Source organism: Sphingopyxis macrogoltabida, assembly GCF_001314325.1.
GTDB classification, from domain to species: Bacteria; Pseudomonadota; Alphaproteobacteria; order Sphingomonadales; family Sphingomonadaceae; genus Sphingopyxis; species Sphingopyxis macrogoltabida.
Map to the genome: position 1 here is coordinate 1 of NZ_CP009431.1, position 16,610 is coordinate 16,610.

12 protein-coding genes are annotated in these 16,610 nt (G+C 57.3%); 10 read left to right on the top strand and 2 right to left on the bottom strand.

Annotation, left to right across the window (positions count from 1 at the left end):
* Positions 1 to 102: 102 nt before the first annotated feature.
* The 4 genes from LH19_RS26930 to LH19_RS28270 all read left to right on the top strand — a co-directional run bounded on the left by LH19_RS26930 (position 103) and on the right by LH19_RS28270 (position 5,039).
* Complete coding sequence (locus tag LH19_RS26930) at positions 103 to 1,302, top strand: AAA family ATPase (protein ID WP_054735458.1); 1,200 nt, start codon at positions 103 to 105, stop codon at positions 1,300 to 1,302.
* Positions 1,299 to 2,315, top strand: a complete 1,017-nt coding sequence (locus tag LH19_RS26935; protein WP_054735461.1) for a ParB/RepB/Spo0J family partition protein — start codon at positions 1,299 to 1,301, stop codon at positions 2,313 to 2,315. Before LH19_RS26930 ends, LH19_RS26935 begins: the two co-directional genes overlap by 4 nt.
* 178 nt (positions 2,316 to 2,493) lie before the next feature.
* A complete protein-coding gene (locus tag LH19_RS26940; protein ID WP_082396455.1) occupies positions 2,494 to 3,747 on the top strand; it encodes a replication initiator protein A in 1,254 nt (417 codons plus the stop codon).
* Positions 3,748 to 4,757: 1,010 nt separating this feature from the next.
* Positions 4,758 to 5,039 (top strand): WGR domain-containing protein, encoded by a 282-nt coding sequence (locus LH19_RS28270; RefSeq protein WP_082396445.1) that lies wholly within the window; start codon positions 4,758 to 4,760, stop codon positions 5,037 to 5,039.
* 5 nt (positions 5,040 to 5,044) lie between these two features.
* Here the strand turns inward: LH19_RS28270 and LH19_RS26945 are convergent, their stop codons facing one another.
* A complete protein-coding gene (locus tag LH19_RS26945) occupies positions 5,045 to 5,845 on the bottom strand; it encodes a MarR family transcriptional regulator (protein ID WP_234716261.1) in 801 nt (266 codons plus the stop codon).
* Between the two features lie 315 nt (positions 5,846 to 6,160).
* On the opposite strand from LH19_RS26945, the gene LH19_RS26950 reads away from it, so the two are divergent.
* The 5 genes from LH19_RS26950 (at position 6,161) to LH19_RS26970 (ending at position 15,012) form a co-directional block, all read left to right on the top strand.
* Positions 6,161 to 7,171, top strand: a complete 1,011-nt coding sequence (locus tag LH19_RS26950) for a site-specific integrase (protein WP_234716262.1) — start codon at positions 6,161 to 6,163, stop codon at positions 7,169 to 7,171.
* Between the two features lie 355 nt (positions 7,172 to 7,526).
* On the top strand, positions 7,527 to 8,426 hold the full coding sequence (locus LH19_RS26955) for a 3'-5' exonuclease (RefSeq protein ID WP_054735469.1): 900 nt from the start codon (positions 7,527 to 7,529) through the stop codon (positions 8,424 to 8,426).
* 31 nt (positions 8,427 to 8,457) lie between these two features.
* On the top strand, positions 8,458 to 10,593 hold the full coding sequence (locus tag LH19_RS26960; RefSeq protein ID WP_054735473.1) for an ATP-dependent nuclease: 2,136 nt from the start codon (positions 8,458 to 8,460) through the stop codon (positions 10,591 to 10,593).
* A gap of 1 nt (position 10,594) precedes the next feature.
* Positions 10,595 to 12,394, top strand: a complete 1,800-nt coding sequence (locus tag LH19_RS26965; RefSeq protein ID WP_054735476.1) for a UvrD-helicase domain-containing protein — start codon at positions 10,595 to 10,597, stop codon at positions 12,392 to 12,394.
* Positions 12,395 to 12,618: 224 nt separating this feature from the next.
* Positions 12,619 to 15,012: an RNA-directed DNA polymerase gene (locus tag LH19_RS26970; protein WP_054735480.1), complete on the top strand. Its 2,394-nt coding sequence runs from the start codon at positions 12,619 to 12,621 to the stop codon at positions 15,010 to 15,012.
* Here the strand turns inward: LH19_RS26970 and LH19_RS28940 are convergent.
* The gene (locus LH19_RS28940) at positions 14,982 to 15,248 is read right to left on the bottom strand and encodes a DUF1203 domain-containing protein (RefSeq protein ID WP_145923696.1); all 267 of its coding nucleotides are present in this window, start codon (positions 15,246 to 15,248) and stop codon (positions 14,982 to 14,984) included. The genes LH19_RS26970 and LH19_RS28940 overlap by 31 nt on opposite strands.
* 86 nt (positions 15,249 to 15,334) lie before the next feature.
* On the opposite strand from LH19_RS28940, the gene LH19_RS26975 reads away from it, so the two are divergent.
* The gene (locus LH19_RS26975) at positions 15,335 to 16,549 is read left to right on the top strand and encodes an IS256-like element ISSpma2 family transposase (RefSeq protein ID WP_006954973.1); all 1,215 of its coding nucleotides are present in this window, start codon (positions 15,335 to 15,337) and stop codon (positions 16,547 to 16,549) included.
* Positions 16,550 to 16,610 lie beyond the last annotated feature (61 nt).

Consider the following 16,610-nt stretch of genomic DNA (forward strand, 5'->3'; position numbering starts at 1 on the left):
GACCGGCACCATTCCGATGATATCGGTTTGACTTCTACCGCCGAAAATGATCATAAAACACGAACTGGGTCGCAGAACTGCGATTCATCGAAAGGCAGACGCATGTCCTACACCGTGAACACACTGCGAAACATGACCAGATCCTGCGAAATGATGCGCGATCGGGTCAAAGCTGTGGTGTTCAAACCTGATGAACGCAAGGTCCTCGATATCACCTTTGGGCCTACGGCGGCAGCGGAATTGGTCGGAAGAACGCCTGAAGCGCTTGCCAAGGCAGAGAAGGAGGGGCGTCTCGCGCCTCCGAAACAGCTTAACAATGGCCGCCGCTATTACACGCTCGAAGACCTTACTCATATTCGCAAGGCGCTGAACATTCATCCGGGCAAGCTAGCCCATGAGAATGCGGTTGTAGTAGCCGTGCAGAATTTCAAGGGCGGCGTCGGCAAGAGTACGATTACCAAGCATTTCGCCGATTTTCTCGCGCTGAACGGATATAGCGTTCTCGTGATCGACTGCGATCCGCAGGCGTCAACGACAACTATGTTCGACATTCAGCCCGAAGCACTTATCGACGAAGAGGAGACTTTAGGAAACTTCCTGTCGCCTCGCAGTACATTCGACGATTTCAGGAAGGCAATCCGAGAAACCGCTTGGCCTACAATCAAAATAGTGCCGTCAAGCCTTGGCCTGCAGGATGCAGAGTGGGACCTCACGGCAACGTTGACGGAGGGCGGACAAGCAGTGCGCGAGGGACTTCAGCGTCTCCGTATTGGCATCGACACCATCATCAAGGACTTCGACGTCGTCTTGCTCGATCCTCCGCCGGCTATGGGGTTCCTGGGCCTCAATGTGATGGCCGCCGCAACAGGTATGCTTATCCCGGTTCCGGCAAGGCAGCTCGACTATCTTTCAACCATCCATTTCATGGACACCATCGCCGAGAATATCGAGATCCTCGAGGATCACGGAACGCCTGTTGATTACGGGTTCATTCGCGTCGTCTGCTCGGCCTACACCCCCAGCAAGCCAGGTGAAGCCGACATGTGGAAGATGATGAAGGCCACATATGCCAATTTCCTGCTGAATCAGCCGATCCTAGCTTCTGAGGAAATCAAGAATGCCACTCAAGCATTCCGGTCGATCTATGAAAGCAAGCCTTCAGCTGCGCACGCAACCTACCAGCGTTGCCGGGACAATCTCAACGCAGTCTTCGGAGAAGTTCTGAACGAAATACATGAGCAGTGGCCGTCGAAGAGCATTTCGAGACGGTCATCTGACACGGCAGGGAGTGTTGCAGCGTGAGCCGTCGTTCATTGATTGGCGAGGCCCTCGCCTCCCCTGCCCCTGACCAGCCTTCCGTCTCTGAAGCCAAGGACGCTGCAGGGGCAACCGCATCGCGCAATTTCACAACACGTCGGCTTGAAGGCTTCACGGAAGCAGCGCGGATGGTCAAGCGCCCGACCATCCGGCTCAAACCTGCAGAATGTTCGATCTGGCCGGGAAACGCCCGTGATTACGAACAGCTCACCGAACCCCGTTTGCGATCTCTGATTGAATCGATCCAAGCAGAAAACGGGAACCGCATCCCAGTAGTCGTGCGCCGGAAACAGCAAGGTGAGCTGCAGTACGAACTGATCATTGGCACAAGGCGCCACTGGGCCGTCGCGTGGCTCAACGCCAATCACTACCCGGATATCGAGCTCGTCGCGATTATCGAAGATCTCGATGACGAAGCTGCGTTCCGCCTTGCTGATATCGAGAACCGCGAGAGGGAAGATATCTCAGATTTAGAGCGCGGTTTGAACTACAAGGCAGCAGTCGATACTTATTACGATGGCCTTCAGGCCCGGCTTGCTGAACGCGTAAAGATCTCGAAATCTACGCTCGCCCGGTACATCGGCCTGACAGAGATTCCGCAAACAATCGTAAGCGCATTTGCGTCGCCAATGGAACTTCAGGTGCGGTACGGTGACAAGCTTCTTCCAGCCATACGCAACCCATCGCTGCGCCCTAGGATGGAGGAAGCAGCAAAGCAGATCGCTGCGGAGCAAAGTTTCCGGCAATCCGGAGACGAAGAGCCAATTTCTGGCCCTCAGGTTGTTGTCCGTCTGCTCAAGGCAGTTTCGGGCAGGCCTGGCCGTGTTCAGAAAGCCGTAATCGAAGCGGCGGGATCGTCCATTGGTGTCATCGAAAAGGATCGTGCACGAGGGCTCACGATAACGATCAACCCCACTGATTTGAGCGCTGACGAAATCCTCGATGCATTGCGCCCTCTGATTGAGAAGGCGAAGATTCTAAAAAGGCCTGCCCCATGAAGGAGGGTTTCGGACCCACCTATGGCCATGTGTTCAGCACTCTGAAAATGTGGTTTTTATCGTTGTATTTCATATGTTTAACTAACTTGTCCCACGTGTGGGACAGCGGCAGATTTACCGAGCGAAGAACGTGAGCGAGAAAGATCAGTCCTCCTCCGGTCGCCGGGTGCAGTTCGAGATGTTCTTCACGCTGCCTGATTTCAGCGACATCTCGCTGCGGGACTATCAGGAGACCATGCAGCGTCCTTTCTTCAGCCTTTCGAAGAAGAAGCGCCTGAAACCCATTGAGTACCTCAGTCCGGATAAGTCGGTCACCGTGCATGTATCAGCCAACCCAGCCTATGGGATGGCGACCATCTGGGATGCAGATATCATGATCTATCTGGCGTCCCACCTCAACGAATTGCGCGAGCGGGGTGACAACGACCTGTCGCCGACCATTCGTGTTCAACCTGGCGATCTTCTCAAGCGAATCTGCTGGGGTGTAAGCGGGCGCGCTTATGAGCGACTGATCGCAGCGCTTGATCGTCTTCAGGCCACGACGATCAAGACGAACATCCGCGCGAACTCCAAATCCCGCGAGACCACATTTTCGTGGATCGATAGCTATACTCATCTCGTTGATGAACGAACCCAGCGTTCGCTTGGGATGGAAATCACGCTTTCCAAGTGGTTCTTCGACGGGGTCATGGACAAGCGAAATGTCCTTGCGATTTCGCCTTTGTATTTCGAGATAACGAGCGGACTTGGGAAATGGCTCTACCGCGCCGCTCGCAAGCACGCTGGTGGCAATGGGCCAGAAGGTTTCACGATTGGCTTCGAAACTCTTCATCAGAAAAGCGGCAGCGAAAGCTCCCTACCCTCGTTCAAGAACAAGATTCTTGAATTGGCGCGAGCTAACAACCTGCCGGATATCAGTCTGGAGGTCATTGGAGCAGAGACGCCGCGTCCAAAGCTGAAGATGGTGATGCGTCGCCATCTCGAAAAACCTTCTGGAAAAATCGAGGATAGTGGCTCTGTCACCACGGAGAGCAGAGCCCAGCGCATTCAGCGCGCAACCCCCGAAAAGGCAGCCAAGGTCAGCCCTCCGCCGGAATTCGTTGATCCTGCCCTCGTGCGCAAGCTCCTTGCAACAACGAGTGCGAGCTTGCGCCCCGAACAGCAAGCCGATGCATCAGCCGCATTGGACAGCAACGCAAGCCAATCTCAGTCACGACGGAGGGGAGGGGGCGCGCAGGACACTCTTGATCCCGAAATCTATCAGGCCATCCGTTCTGAATGTCCTGGTTGGGATCTCGATGTGCTGATGCGGCAATTCGATTCCTTTCTGAACAGCAATCCCCATGAGTTGCCAAGGAACTACTCGAAGCGGTTCTACGGCTTCATGAAGAAGCACCACGAGCGCAACAAGCATACGCTTCCGGGCTTTTGAAGGTCGCGCCCGTCTGTGGGACCGGTTATGTGCGCCCGGCGCGCTAGTAGCGCCGTCGCCCAGCTTCAGACCGGTGACAGTCTGCGGCAAGCATCGCGATTGATCGGAAATATAAGAACGGTCTCATGATGTACGCCCGATACCGAACGTGTTTTCGGGAATCACGCCACTTACCCCGCCCGATCAGAAAACTACGTCTACGTTCGGCACCTGCTAAAGAATTGCCGACAAGACCCAAGAGCACCAGCATTGAACACTCCGCGAGTGCTTAAGCCGGTCATCTTTGACTGAAATCAGCCATCTAACGTGGAAAGGTCGGACCAGCTTGCAGATCGCCTAAGCCTCCACTTCGGGCACAGCTTCCAAGAAGCGCGACGGGTCAGCCGGCAAGCTGGAGGAAAAAGGACGCCGCCAAAAGCCATTCCCGAAAACACGTTCAACCGGAGATACCAGATTTCCGAAAACACGTCCGTTTCAGCCTCGGGACAAATGGCGATCGGAAAGTTTGGGATCGACGCACCATATGTGAATCGGAACGCTAACTGATCCTATGGCCTCACGCTCTGAGCCGTGCTTTCAAAGTTATCAACAGGGCAGGGAGGTGGCCAACGTGTGATCGGGCATCAGATGACGTGTTATTAGAATCTGGCGGTCGTGCTATCAGAAACCGAACATCGTGTTATCAGATTCGACATAGCGACCCCGACTCGCGAGAAATCAGGAGTTTGCAGGCTGATGGCGAGCAGGTAACCTCTTAACCTTAGAATCTAAATCCCCTAACGTTTTCGCCTGCGGCGGATTTGTTATTGATTTGATTCAAGATTAAGGAAGATCGCGCTCTCGCTTCGAGAATGACCTCGCCCGAGAGACGTGCAAATTCCATAAGAATCAGACGTCCGCAGCTGAGCGGCGGTCACAGCCTCAGGATCGATTCCTTGAATCACCATAGAGACCTGTGATTCAAACTTCCGATTGGCCTAGCTCCAGGCGGCTGTCGCATACTCCTCCGTATGTTAGAGCATGATCAGAACGAGTGTCACATTTGGCTCGAAGCCAAAAATCCCGATCTCAATGTTGCACGGCGCTATGCCATATCTCGGAGCCAAGACCTGTTCGGTGTTGCGATTGTTGAATTCTCGTGGGGCCGGATTGGAACGCGTGGACAGCGACGTAAGTTGTCATTCGCTGACCCGGGCAGGGCGAAAAAGTTCGTAGAGCAGCTGCTACGCCGCAGAGCGAGCTCACAAAATCGAATTGGCGTTTGCTACCGGGAAGTATTCCGGGGTCCATGACACGTTCACGTGTCCGTTCGGACGATTGCGCCATCGGAAGTTCGAAGACTGGCCATGCCGGCAGTCACCATAGCCGCAACTGATTGTGACGCGGTTCGCTTGGTCACCTCAAGGCCTCTGGCAAGCTCCGCACGGGTAAGAGGTCCGATGCCGGCTACAAGACGCCAAGCCAGGGGAGCCGTCGACGAGGCGTAGAGGCCTGAAAGTGCTCCCTCAGCCTGCAGGTGAGCCCTTTGCATGGCACGGAGGTCTGCGGCTGCACTCTCAGCAGCAGCCTGAAGCGCACGACGTAATAGGACGGGCAGGGGATCCTCGTGAAGTTCACGGAACAGAGCCCGCGGCATGATCCCAGCAAGCGCCATTGGCGCCGAGCCCAGCCCAAACAAGTGTGGGCGCATGGCGGCCGCAAGCGACGCAGCCCAGGCCGCCCCCCGGGGCGCCGAACGTGTGACCGCGAACCCACTGACCTCGATGATCTCGCTGCCGCCTTCAAGAAAGTCGATTTCCTCAGTTCGCAGTTCCGCAAGCCATTCAAGGAGGGTGCCCATCGGATCGCTGGTCGGCAGCAGCGCATCGAGCCGTTCGAGCGCGCGATCAGCAGGCCTGTATGTCTCGCTGAATCCTTCGGAGTGACTTTTCGCGGCCATGACCAGCTTGGCAGCATGGGCGAGAGGAGGGTGACCTCGCCGGCTGATCCACGACAAGAACTGACGGCGTTCTTCGGAGTACCACGAGCGCACAAGCTCGTCGGCCTCAAGCCCCGGATTGTGTTCAATTCCAATATTATCAAACGGATAATCGCGCACTTGTACGCGCCAGAGGCGCCGGAGTGAGGCCAGCGCAAGGCATTCGGACAGCTCGGGTGAGATGAAGGGGAGTGCGCCTTCGATGCGAGCAAGCGTCAGTTGCCAGAGTGCTGGGGCGGATGCCATCGGCCAGATAGTATATAAATGACCTAAAAAGTATACCCAGCTTGTACGGTGCCTTTGATGTCCGATAAGCGCCCTTCACGGACGATCCATTTATCTATATAGAGGGAGCCAAATTCGCTGCAATCTCGCCCGAGGCCCGCAGGGAAGCGCAAGGCAGAGCACCGACATTGAAGCATGAGGAGTGACGCCTTGAACGATCACAGCAACAAGGCTTTGAGGCCTTCAGATGCCGTCGCGCTCGAGCCGCTGGGGAATTCGATCCCGCCGCAGCTGGCGGCTGAGATCGAAGCGGCTCGCTCATACCGGGCGCGGTCCAAGGCGGCCAACACGGTCAGGGCCTATGATAGTGACTGGCGCCAGTTTGAGGAATGGTGTTGGACGCGCGATCTTGAGCCTATGCCTGCCATGCCGGAGGCAGTGGCCACATACCTTGCCTCGCTGGCACAGGCGGGGAGGGCGGACAGCACCATCGGGCGGCATCTTGCAGCTATCGCTTGGCAACACCGGCAGGCGGGACAAGTCGCACCCCAGCATCGCGATCCGCGCGATGTCATTGGCGACACACTTGCAGGGATCCGCCGCGAGCAGCGTGCGCGCCCGACGCGGAAGAAGAGCGCAATTCTGGCCGCCGATCTAGCCCGAATGATCGCAGTGGCCGAAGGCCAGAGTCCGCGAGCGATACGCGACCGGGCGGTGATGGCCCTTGGGCTGGCGGCGGCACTGCGGCGTTCCGAACTGGTCGCGCTGCAACTCGCTGACCTCGAGCTGGTCCGGGAAGGGCTCAAGCTGACGATCCGGCATTCCAAGACCGACCAGGAGGGGGCAGGGCAGGTCATCGCGGTTCCCTCAGGCAAGGTGCTAAAGCCCGGTCCCCGCCTCAACGAATGGCTGAGCGTAAGGGGAGGAGAGGCGGGCCCCCTATTTTATCGAACCGATGCTCAGGGCTTGATGACGAAGGAGCCTATGTCTGATCGCTCGGTGGCGAGGTTGATCCAGCGGTATGCGGACAAGGTTGGACTCGATCCTGCTGGAGTGGGAGCGCACTCCCTTCGGTCGGGGTTCCTGACCGAAGCTGCAAAGGCAGGGGCCTCATTGCCGAAGATGCAGGAAGTCTCGCGCCAGAAGAAGGTTGAAGTGCTGCTCGGCTATGTCCGCGACGCAGCGCTGTTCGACAATCATGCTGGGGAGAGTTTTCTTTAGTCGGCGTTTGTCGCTAATTTGGGGTTGACCTTCCTAAAGCCCACTGCCCTCGGATTGCTGACATTGTTGGGTTTGAATGAGCGGTCATTAGAAGATTCTTCGTCTCCAATTGGCTTCCGTGGGATGACAGTAACTGGGCCGGATGGCGGGGTTACATGTGCCTGCGCGTTTTTTTGATCCCACGCAGGGCGGTGCAAGGCCCACGTTTAGGGCGAGGGTAAAACGGGGAACGATCAGTGTTGGAACCATGCTGACGGGCCTGGCCTGCGGGCAATGCTTCGAAAGCCTATTGTAGCTCAAAGCTCCCACTATAAAACTGCCTTTCTCTACATTGGTTTGCTAGAAGCGAACCTCAATGAACGAGTCCACACCCAACCTTGAAGAACTGGCTCATCTGCTCTGCGCGAGCGGCGACTATCGCGTCCAGCGGCGTTTGTCGCCACGATCGACCGTGACTCCGCCCGACGGCACGCCGACCAAATCAGCAATTGTCATCGACGTTGAGACTACCGGACTCGATCTTGAAAAGGATGAGATCATCGAGTTGGCGATGATACCCTTCACCTACGCCCTGGACGGGCGGGTGTTTGAGATCGGGCAAACATTCCATCGCTACCAAGAGCCTAGCACTCCGATCTCACCAGAAATCACTCGGATTACCGGAATCACCGATTCCATGGTCGCCGGGCATAAAATCGACGTTGCCGAAGTTGCCACGTTCGCAGGTCCGGCGGCGCTCGTGATCGCCCACAATGCTGCGTTCGACCGGCGCTTCGCGGAGCGGCTGAGCGATGTTTTCACGACAAAACCATGGGCATGCTCGATGTCGCAGATCGACTGGGCAGCCGAGGGCTTCGAGGGAACGAAGCTCCACTATCTCGCGGCGGGCGCGGGCTTCTTCTACGATCGGCACCGGGCCGAGCATGATTGCCGCGCAGTGATCGAATTGCTCGCGTCGGATTTGCCGGTCACGAACCGGACTGCACTTGCGAGCTTGCTCGATTCCGCGCGTCTACCGACCTGGCGGATCTGGGCAGAGAATGCCCCGTTCGACCTGAAGGATGCGTTGAAGGCGCGTGGCTATCGCTGGAACGGTGACGGGAACCCCAATCCACGCGCCTGGTACATCGACGTGAACGATGCTCAGCGCGAAGCGGAAATCGGCTTCCTCCGCAGGGAGATCTATCTACGCGATGTCGAGCTGCTGGTGCACAGGATGGACGCCTACAATCGGTTTTCGGACAGGCAAAACTAAATGACTGCAGATTAAATGGGGAACGTCGTTCGTGCATATTTCGAGACTACAGCTGGTCAATTACCGGAATTTCGAGCGAGCGAACGTCGTCTTCAACAAGGGCGTCAACACGATCATCGGCGAGAACGGGTCGGGCAAAACCAACCTGTTCCGAGCAATCCGCCTCCTGCTCGACGACACTTTGCTACGGTCGGCGTATCGGCTCGATGAGAAGGACTTTCATCGTGGATTGGGAGACTGGCGCGGTCACTGGGTGATCATCAGCCTCGAGTTCGAGGACGTATCTCAAGATGAGGCGATCCAGTCCCTATTTCTGCACGGCACCGGCAACATCGCGGACGGCACCATTGGCAGGGCGACGTACAACCTGATCTTTCGGCCCAAGGTAGCGATCCGGCGGAGTTTTGGTGATCTCCCCGTTGGCGATACCTCCGGCCTTGCCGCCGTCAGATCCAAGATCACGCTCGACGATTACGAGACCATATTCACCGGCAAGAGCGTCGCGGATTTCCGCGATCCCGCTACCTATAAGGAACTCGTCGGAGATTTCGACGCGGTGGAATTCCCCCAGGAGTTGTCGAATCCTGCGATTGGGGGTGTGATCCCAGGGATGCTTTCGATCTCGCGCGAAGTGTGCTTCACGTTCGTCCAAGCGCTCCGTGATGTTGTCGCTGATTTTCAGAACAACCGGACCAATCCGCTGCTCACCCTGCTCAAGGGCAGGAGTGGCGAGATTGATGCGGCGAGCTTTCAACCGATCAGCGCTCTGGTCAAAGGGCTGAATGACGCGATCGAGGGTCTTCCCGATGTCGGGACCATTCGCGCTGATATCCGCGAGACCATCACCGATGCGGCGGGCGGAACCTATTCACCGCGCTCGCTCTCGATTCGCTCGGACCTATCCGATGAGGCGGACCGCCTGTTCCAGTCGCTCAAGCTGTTTGTGGGCGAATCCGATGAGCAATATGAAGGCGCGATCCATGAGCTCAGCCTAGGCGGCGCGAACCTCATCTACCTGACGTTGAAGCTGCTCGAGTTCAAATATCAGAAGCAGAAGGAGTCTTTCGCTAACTTCCTCGTCATCGAGGAGCCGGAGGCGCACATCCACACCCATATCCAGAAGACGCTTTTCGACCGCCTGAACTATGACGACACTCAGGTCATCTATTCGACTCACTCGACCCACATTTCCGAGGTAAGCAACGTCGAGAACATTAATATCCTTGGTCGACAAGGCGGACGATGTGATGTCTTCCAGCCGTCCGCGGGTCTGGATTCTGGCCAGATAGGCAATATTCAGCGTTACCTCGACGCGGTTCGCAGCAATCTGCTTTTTGCAAAGAGCGTGGTGCTCGTCGAAGGCGATGCCGAGGAAATTCTCATACCGATTCTGGTGAAGAGAGTCCTCGGGCTGAGCCTGGACGAGCTCGGCATCAGCCTAATCAACATCCGCAGCACCGGCTTCGAGAATGTGGCGGTCCTGTTCCACGACGATCGCATTCGCAAGCGCTGTGCGATCATCACCGATCTCGATCGCGCCTTCATCGATACGGACGATGACATTCTCGACAGCGAAGAAGATGCCGCAGCGAAGAAGAAGGCGTTGGGGTCGCAGGTTGCAGGCCTTCGGCGCGAAGCGGCGCTCAAGCTGCTGTGCGACGGCAATCCATGGCTCACGGCTCATTTCGCTGACAATACGTTTGAGGTCGATTTCGTGGCCGCTGGCAACGCGGGGACAGTCGTATCGGTTCTCAGTGACATCTATAAAGACGCTGGAACAATCGCGGTATCAAAGGAGGAGCTGGAATCCGGCGATATCGAGCGCTTCGGAACGCGCGTTCTGACGATGGCCCGCTACGCTGGCAAAGGGTGGTTTGCGATCATCCTCGGACGAATGATCACGCCGGAGACGGTCATTCCCGACTATATCCTTGATGCGATCTTCCAGGCGCATCTGCCTGTCACGACCCAGACATGGGCAAACGTGCTGGAGTATCGAGTTGGCGTTCTCGCTCAGTCGGACATCCATGCGCCCGAAGCGATCACCGCTATGCGCGAGCAGATCCGCCGTTACAGCCGTGGCGAGATCGATTTCGCTGGCGTTCGATCCGAGATGCTCACTGCATTCCCTGCCGACGGCATCAACGTCATACTCGCGAGCTTTTGAGGTGTTCGTCTTGGACAAGACGGATCTCAACGACGCTCAGGTGGCGGCAATCGAGCAGCCGGGCAGCGTCTTTCTCGTTGCGTGTCCTGGAAGCGGCAAAACCCGAACCCTCACCTTCAAGATCGCACGCCTTCTGTCGGAGCTGAAATCGGACAAGAAGCGCATCGTCGCGATTACCTATACCCACCGGGCTGCGGACGAGATCCACGAACGGATCGAACAACTCGGGGTCGATACGAGTCAGCTCTGGATCGGAACCATCCATTCATTCTGCCTGGAATGGATCCTCAAGCCCTATGGGATCTACTACCCGGCGCTCGCAAACGGGTTCCAGGTCATCAATGGGCATGACACGGAGCAAATGCTCGATGATATTTGCGGCAAGGTGCAGGGTACGAACCTCAACCGCTACGACTGCGCTTATTATTTCACGCCGTCCGGCTACCGGCTCACGAGCACCGCGACAGATAAACACCCGGTTATCAAGGGGGTGCTTAAGACATATTGGGGAACGCTTCGCGACGAGAGGAAGATAGATTTTGAGCTTATTCTTTTCTGCGCCTATCAGCTGATCAAGAAGAACCCCTCGATCAGTGTTTTGCTCGGGTCCATTTTCGAGTGCGTCCTCGTTGATGAGTTTCAGGACACGCGGGAGATCCAATACGCGATCCTTGCCTCGATCCTGAAGGCCTCGCAAGGTCGCGTACGCGCTTTCGTGGTCGGAGATCCTAATCAGGCGATCTACAGCTCTCTCGGCGGCTACGCGATCACGGCAGCCGACTTCGGAGCCCGGTGCGGCATCCAGTTCAAGGAGATGGAGTTGGTAGACAATTACCGATCATCCTCCCGCATCGTTGGATATTTCGGCAATTACAATGTCTTCGCTTCGAAGATCGAGGCGGTCGGTCACAACAAAAATTATGCGAGCGTCGTGTCGTTTGACCAGCAGACTCACCGCGACGACCTTGAGGCCGAGTTGGTGCGGCTTATAAAGTACAATGTCGAGACGCAGGGAATAGCCGCGCACGAAGTCTGCATCGTAGCACCACGGTGGGTTCACCTCGCCAGCATGACACGGCGGCTAGTTGCTGCGCTCCCCGGCTACTCGTTTGATGGCCCGGGAATGGTGCCCTTTGCGCGCGACGTGGACAATTTCTGGTACAAGCTTGCTCGCATAATCCTGACCGAAGCATCCCCGCAGCTTTACGTTCGCCGGATGCGATGGGCGGGCGATGTGATCGCTGGCCTACACGACGCTGGCGTCGACACTGCAGGCCTGGATCGAAGGAGACTGCTTCGGACTTGCAATGCAATCGAGATCGGTGAGACCGATGGCTTGGCCTTTCTTAGGGCGTTCTTCGATCAACTATGCGCTGCGCTCGGCATCGATCACGGCGCATATTCGTTGCTGAAGGAGCATCATGACGCCTTTTTCGGCTGCTCGCAAAGGCGCGTCGATCTTCTGGTCAAGGAAGGCTCCCCGGCGATCGCAGAGGTCGCGATGTTCAAGAAGGTCTTTGCGGACAGGACTGGCATCACCATCTCAACGATTCACGGGGTTAAGGGAGCCGAATTTGACGCGGTGATTGCCTACGGGTTGCTGGAGGGGATGGTTCCGCATTTCAGCGATCCAGCGCAGATCGAGACGGCAAAGAAGCTCGTTTACGTGGTGTCATCGCGGGCCCGCAAAAACCTGCATCTGATTTCGGAGCGTGGCCGCAGTCGCGGTTGGAGTGGAGACTATCAACCGACAGACGTCATTGTTGGGTGCGCGTTTCAATATAATCAGCCTCCGTTCTGAAGTGGCCTGTTGCCGTTTGGCGCGCGCATAGATCTTACGCACCGGCACAATCCGATACCTCGTCAATGCGTGCCAATGGCGGCAAGGTTTCTCTGGCTTTTGGCAACAAATGACTTTGTAATCGCATAAGTTTCGTGGCGCAGGCGTGACAGGTTGCTACGATGGCCAAGAGACCGACGCGCCTTCAGCGGTGTTGGCCGTACTCGATTTGAGGACTGATTGACATGCAGCGCCTATTTCCGTCGTTGGACCTAGTCACTCAGGAATATGTACTCGTCCAAGCGTGGAAGAAGTCAGCATCCTATATTCGGCACCATAATTGGTTCTCCGATACGCTAGAGCTCGATCGTGCTGCCGCGAACCTTCCTGAATTTTTGACCCAGCTCTCGGAAAAGCTGCGCTCGGGTGCTTATGAGACCAGCGCGCTGAAACTTGTTCCGGCGCCCAAGAGCCAGCGCTGGTACGTTGACAGCAAGGGACGCTGGCAACCCCAAAAGACCGGGGGGGCAAAGATTCGCCCTCTCGCACATGTATCGCTTCCTGATCAGGTCGCCGCCACCGCAGTACTTCTCTGCCTAAGCGAAAGGGTCGAAACCATTCAAGGTGATCCACGCTGTGACTACCGATCGGCAGCCGGGCGTCGATCGGTCATGTCCTATGGCAACAGGCTGTTCTGCGATCCTATGGTAACTGGCGATCTAATGGTCCATCGCTGGGGATCATCGAAACTTTATCGAGCCTTCTTCCAAGACTATCGCATATTTCTTAACCGTCCCGAGACCGTGGCAGCAAGTCTTATCGATGAGGATCAGTCAGTACTCATCGTCCAGACCGATTTGAAGCAATTCTATGACCGCGTCACACCTGAGGCGCTGCATGCCAAGATTCGACAGCTCCAGCAGCCAGGAGATGACGAGGCATTCTTCGATCTCGCCGAAACCATCCTCGATTGGGGCTGGTCGGACCCAGATCGGAAACAGGTATTTCGTTATAAGCAGCGGGCCGGCATACCGCAGTTTGAGAGGATCGCGCTCCCGCAGGGACTTGTCGCCGCAGGGTTCTTTTCGAACATCGTGATGCTCGATTTTGATCGAGCAGTCCTTTCCGCGCTCGGACGAGAGATTGTGCCAGGCGTGTGGCTTCGCGACGCCTGTCGGTATGTCGATGACATCAGGCTCACCATCTCGACGGCAGCGGGCGTCACGCCAGCAGAGGCGCAGGAACGCGTCATTGAATGGCTAGGCGTTCTACTCGACCGGTATAGTGCGGGGCTCGAAGTCGCCCCTGAGAAAACGGCGACGGCGTCCTTCGGTGGCGAGGAACGGCCGCTGGTGCGTCAATCTAGGAAGATGGAGCGAATTCAGAGCGCTATATCGGGCGGCTTCGATGCAAGTGGCGGCGAAGAAGTCATCCAAGCCATTGAGGCATTGGTTCGGTCCCAAGCTAGCTTGCATGGATCAGCAGATGCATCGAGGCCGGTGGCGTTGAAAGCTGTACCCGATGTGAAGGACGAGACAATCGGGCGTTTTGCAGCCGGTCGATTTCGGACGACTTTCCGCTCGCTGCGACCGTTGCTTGACGACCGCCCCTTCAAGGATTCGGTGGATGTGGGAGAGGAGACTTTCAGGCGCACTCGCCTCTCCCAAGCGGAACTGGACGACGATGCTCACGCGTTCGCGCTCATGCTCATCGAACGATGGATCACCGATCCGTCCAACGTGCGCCTCTTGAGGATTGCCTTGGATCTTTGGCCATCACCCCAGATATTGTCGGAAATTCTTAAGCTGTTCGAGCCTTACCTCGCTGGCGACATCGGTGCCTTTGAGCTGCGCCGCATCGTCTATTACTGCCTCGCTGAGGTACTGCGTGCGGGCGCGACGGAGACAGGCTTCATCGAAGATCCGGAATGCCTTCCTGACAATGTTAACCTGCAGGGCTATCGACAGATGCTGCTGAAATGCGCAGTCCGCATCGTCGTAGGGGGCGCCAGCAATGCCCCTTGGTATGTAGTGCAGCAAGCTCTTCTGTTCATTACCGTGCACGATCCCGCGCTCGCGAGTCCGCCTAGGCTTCCACGGTCTAATGTCACCTATTGGCGGATGATCACTTTCCTTCAGGGTAACCATGCAAAGCTAGCGGATCGGGAATTCGCGATAACTGCGGTAGTCGCTCGCCGATCGTTCCTCTCGAAGGAACGCGCCATTGACTTGATCCGTATGTCGCTCACGCCGGGACGGTTAAGTGAAATCGCCGCTCGCGACATCGAATTTGCGCGCGACCTATATCGGGCCGTCGGGCACGAGGTCATCGTCGCGCCTGGAATTGCGGAGGATCTAGGTATCGTTGCATGGTCCAGCGGACCGGGCATGCAGTCGCTGCAGCAGTATGTCCATGATCAGGGGCCGATCAACGCGCTACGAAATGAACTGGGTGTCTTGAGCTTTGCCGAGAAGTTCCTCGAGGAGGCAAAGCGAGGCAACATTCCTTCGGTGGTCACGCCCTCCACGATACAGGTTTCACTGGAAGGCGTCGGTAATTATGCGGCGGTGAAAGCGGTCACGATTCGATCGGCAGAGACCGCCAAGACCTATAAATCGATATACTCTGCGGCTTCCTGAGCGCATTCGCGAATGAAAATCGCGAATGCATTGCGATAGGGCGTTTCGACATCGTGGTTGGTGAAGTGGACCAGCGCCAGCTCGTCTCCGGGATCGGCATCAAGTAAGCTGACGCGGCAGGGATACTTACCGTCTTCTCCTGCCTGGACCCGCGTTGCGCGTGCGGTTAGCGTCCGCGCTCGTGGTGTAATTTCCGGTGTAGGCGATGGTGTATTCCGGGGTGGGGCATGCCCCACCCCGGAATGCGGCGTCGCTGGTGGCCACCGGGTTCATCGTTATGGTGGAGTTTGCACACTTCAACCGTGACGAAGAGGAGTTCCCGATGACCGAGGACAGATTACTGATCGAAGAGCTTGCTGCGAAGGGCGGCCAACCGGATTTTTTGCGCACCATCGCCGAGAACGTGCTGCAGCTGATCATGGAGGCCGACGTTGATGGCCTGATCGGCGCGGGTCGCCACGAACGCAGCAGCGAGCGCGCGACCTGGCGCAACGGCTATCGCGACCGTTCGCTGGATACCCGGGTAGGCACGCTGAACCTGAAAATCCCCAAGCTGCGTGCTGGGTCCTACTTTCCGGGCTTCCTTGAGCCCCGCAAGATGGTCGAGAAAGCGCTGGTTGCGGTGATCCAGGAAGCGTGGATCGGCGGGGTCAGCACCCGGCGGGTCGATGAACTCGTCCAGGCCATGGGCATGACCGGCATCTCCAAGTCCACCGTCTCCAAGCTTTGCAAGGACATTGACGAGCGCGTCCATGCCTTTCTGAAACGCCCGCTCACCGGCGAATGGCCGTATCTCTGGCTCGATGCCACCTATCTCAAGGTACGCGAAGGCGGGCGGATCATCAGCGTTGCCGCAATAATCGCCATGGCCGTCAACACCGAGGGCCGGCGCGAGATCGTCGGCCTGCATATCGGCCCCTCGGAAGCGGAGGTCTTCTGGTCCGACTTCCTGAAGGACCTTGTTCGGCGCGGTCTTACCGGCGTGAAGCTGGTCATCTCCGATGCTCACGAGGGCCTCAAGGGCGCGATCACCCGCGTCATGGGCGCCACCTGGCAGCGCTGCCGGGTGCACTTCATGCGCAATGCCCTGTCCTATGTGCCCAAGGGCCAGAACACTGTCGTCGCCGCCGCGATCCGCCAGGTCTTCCTGCAGCCCGATCAGAAAAGCGCAACGCAGGTCTGGCGACAGGTCGCCGACCAGTTGCGCACCCGTTGGCCCAAGCTCGGCGCCTGCATGGACGAGGCCGAAACCGACGTGCTCGCCTACACCGGCTTTCCCACCCAGCACCGCACGAAGTTACACTCAACCAATCCGCTCGAGCGGCTCAACAAGGAGGTCAAGCGCCGCGCCGACGTCGTCGGAATCTTCCCGAACGAAGACAGCATCATCCGCCTCGTCGGGGCTGTGCTGATGGAGCAGAACGACGAGTGGCAGCTCCAGCACCGATACATGCAGATCGAAGGCATGGCCGAACTCAACCAACCCATGATCGAGGAGGAAAATCAGCCCCTACACATCACCGCCAAAGCCGCCTGACGATGGCCCACGGCCACAGCCGAAATTACACCACCTTGACGGACGCGACCCGCGTGCGCGC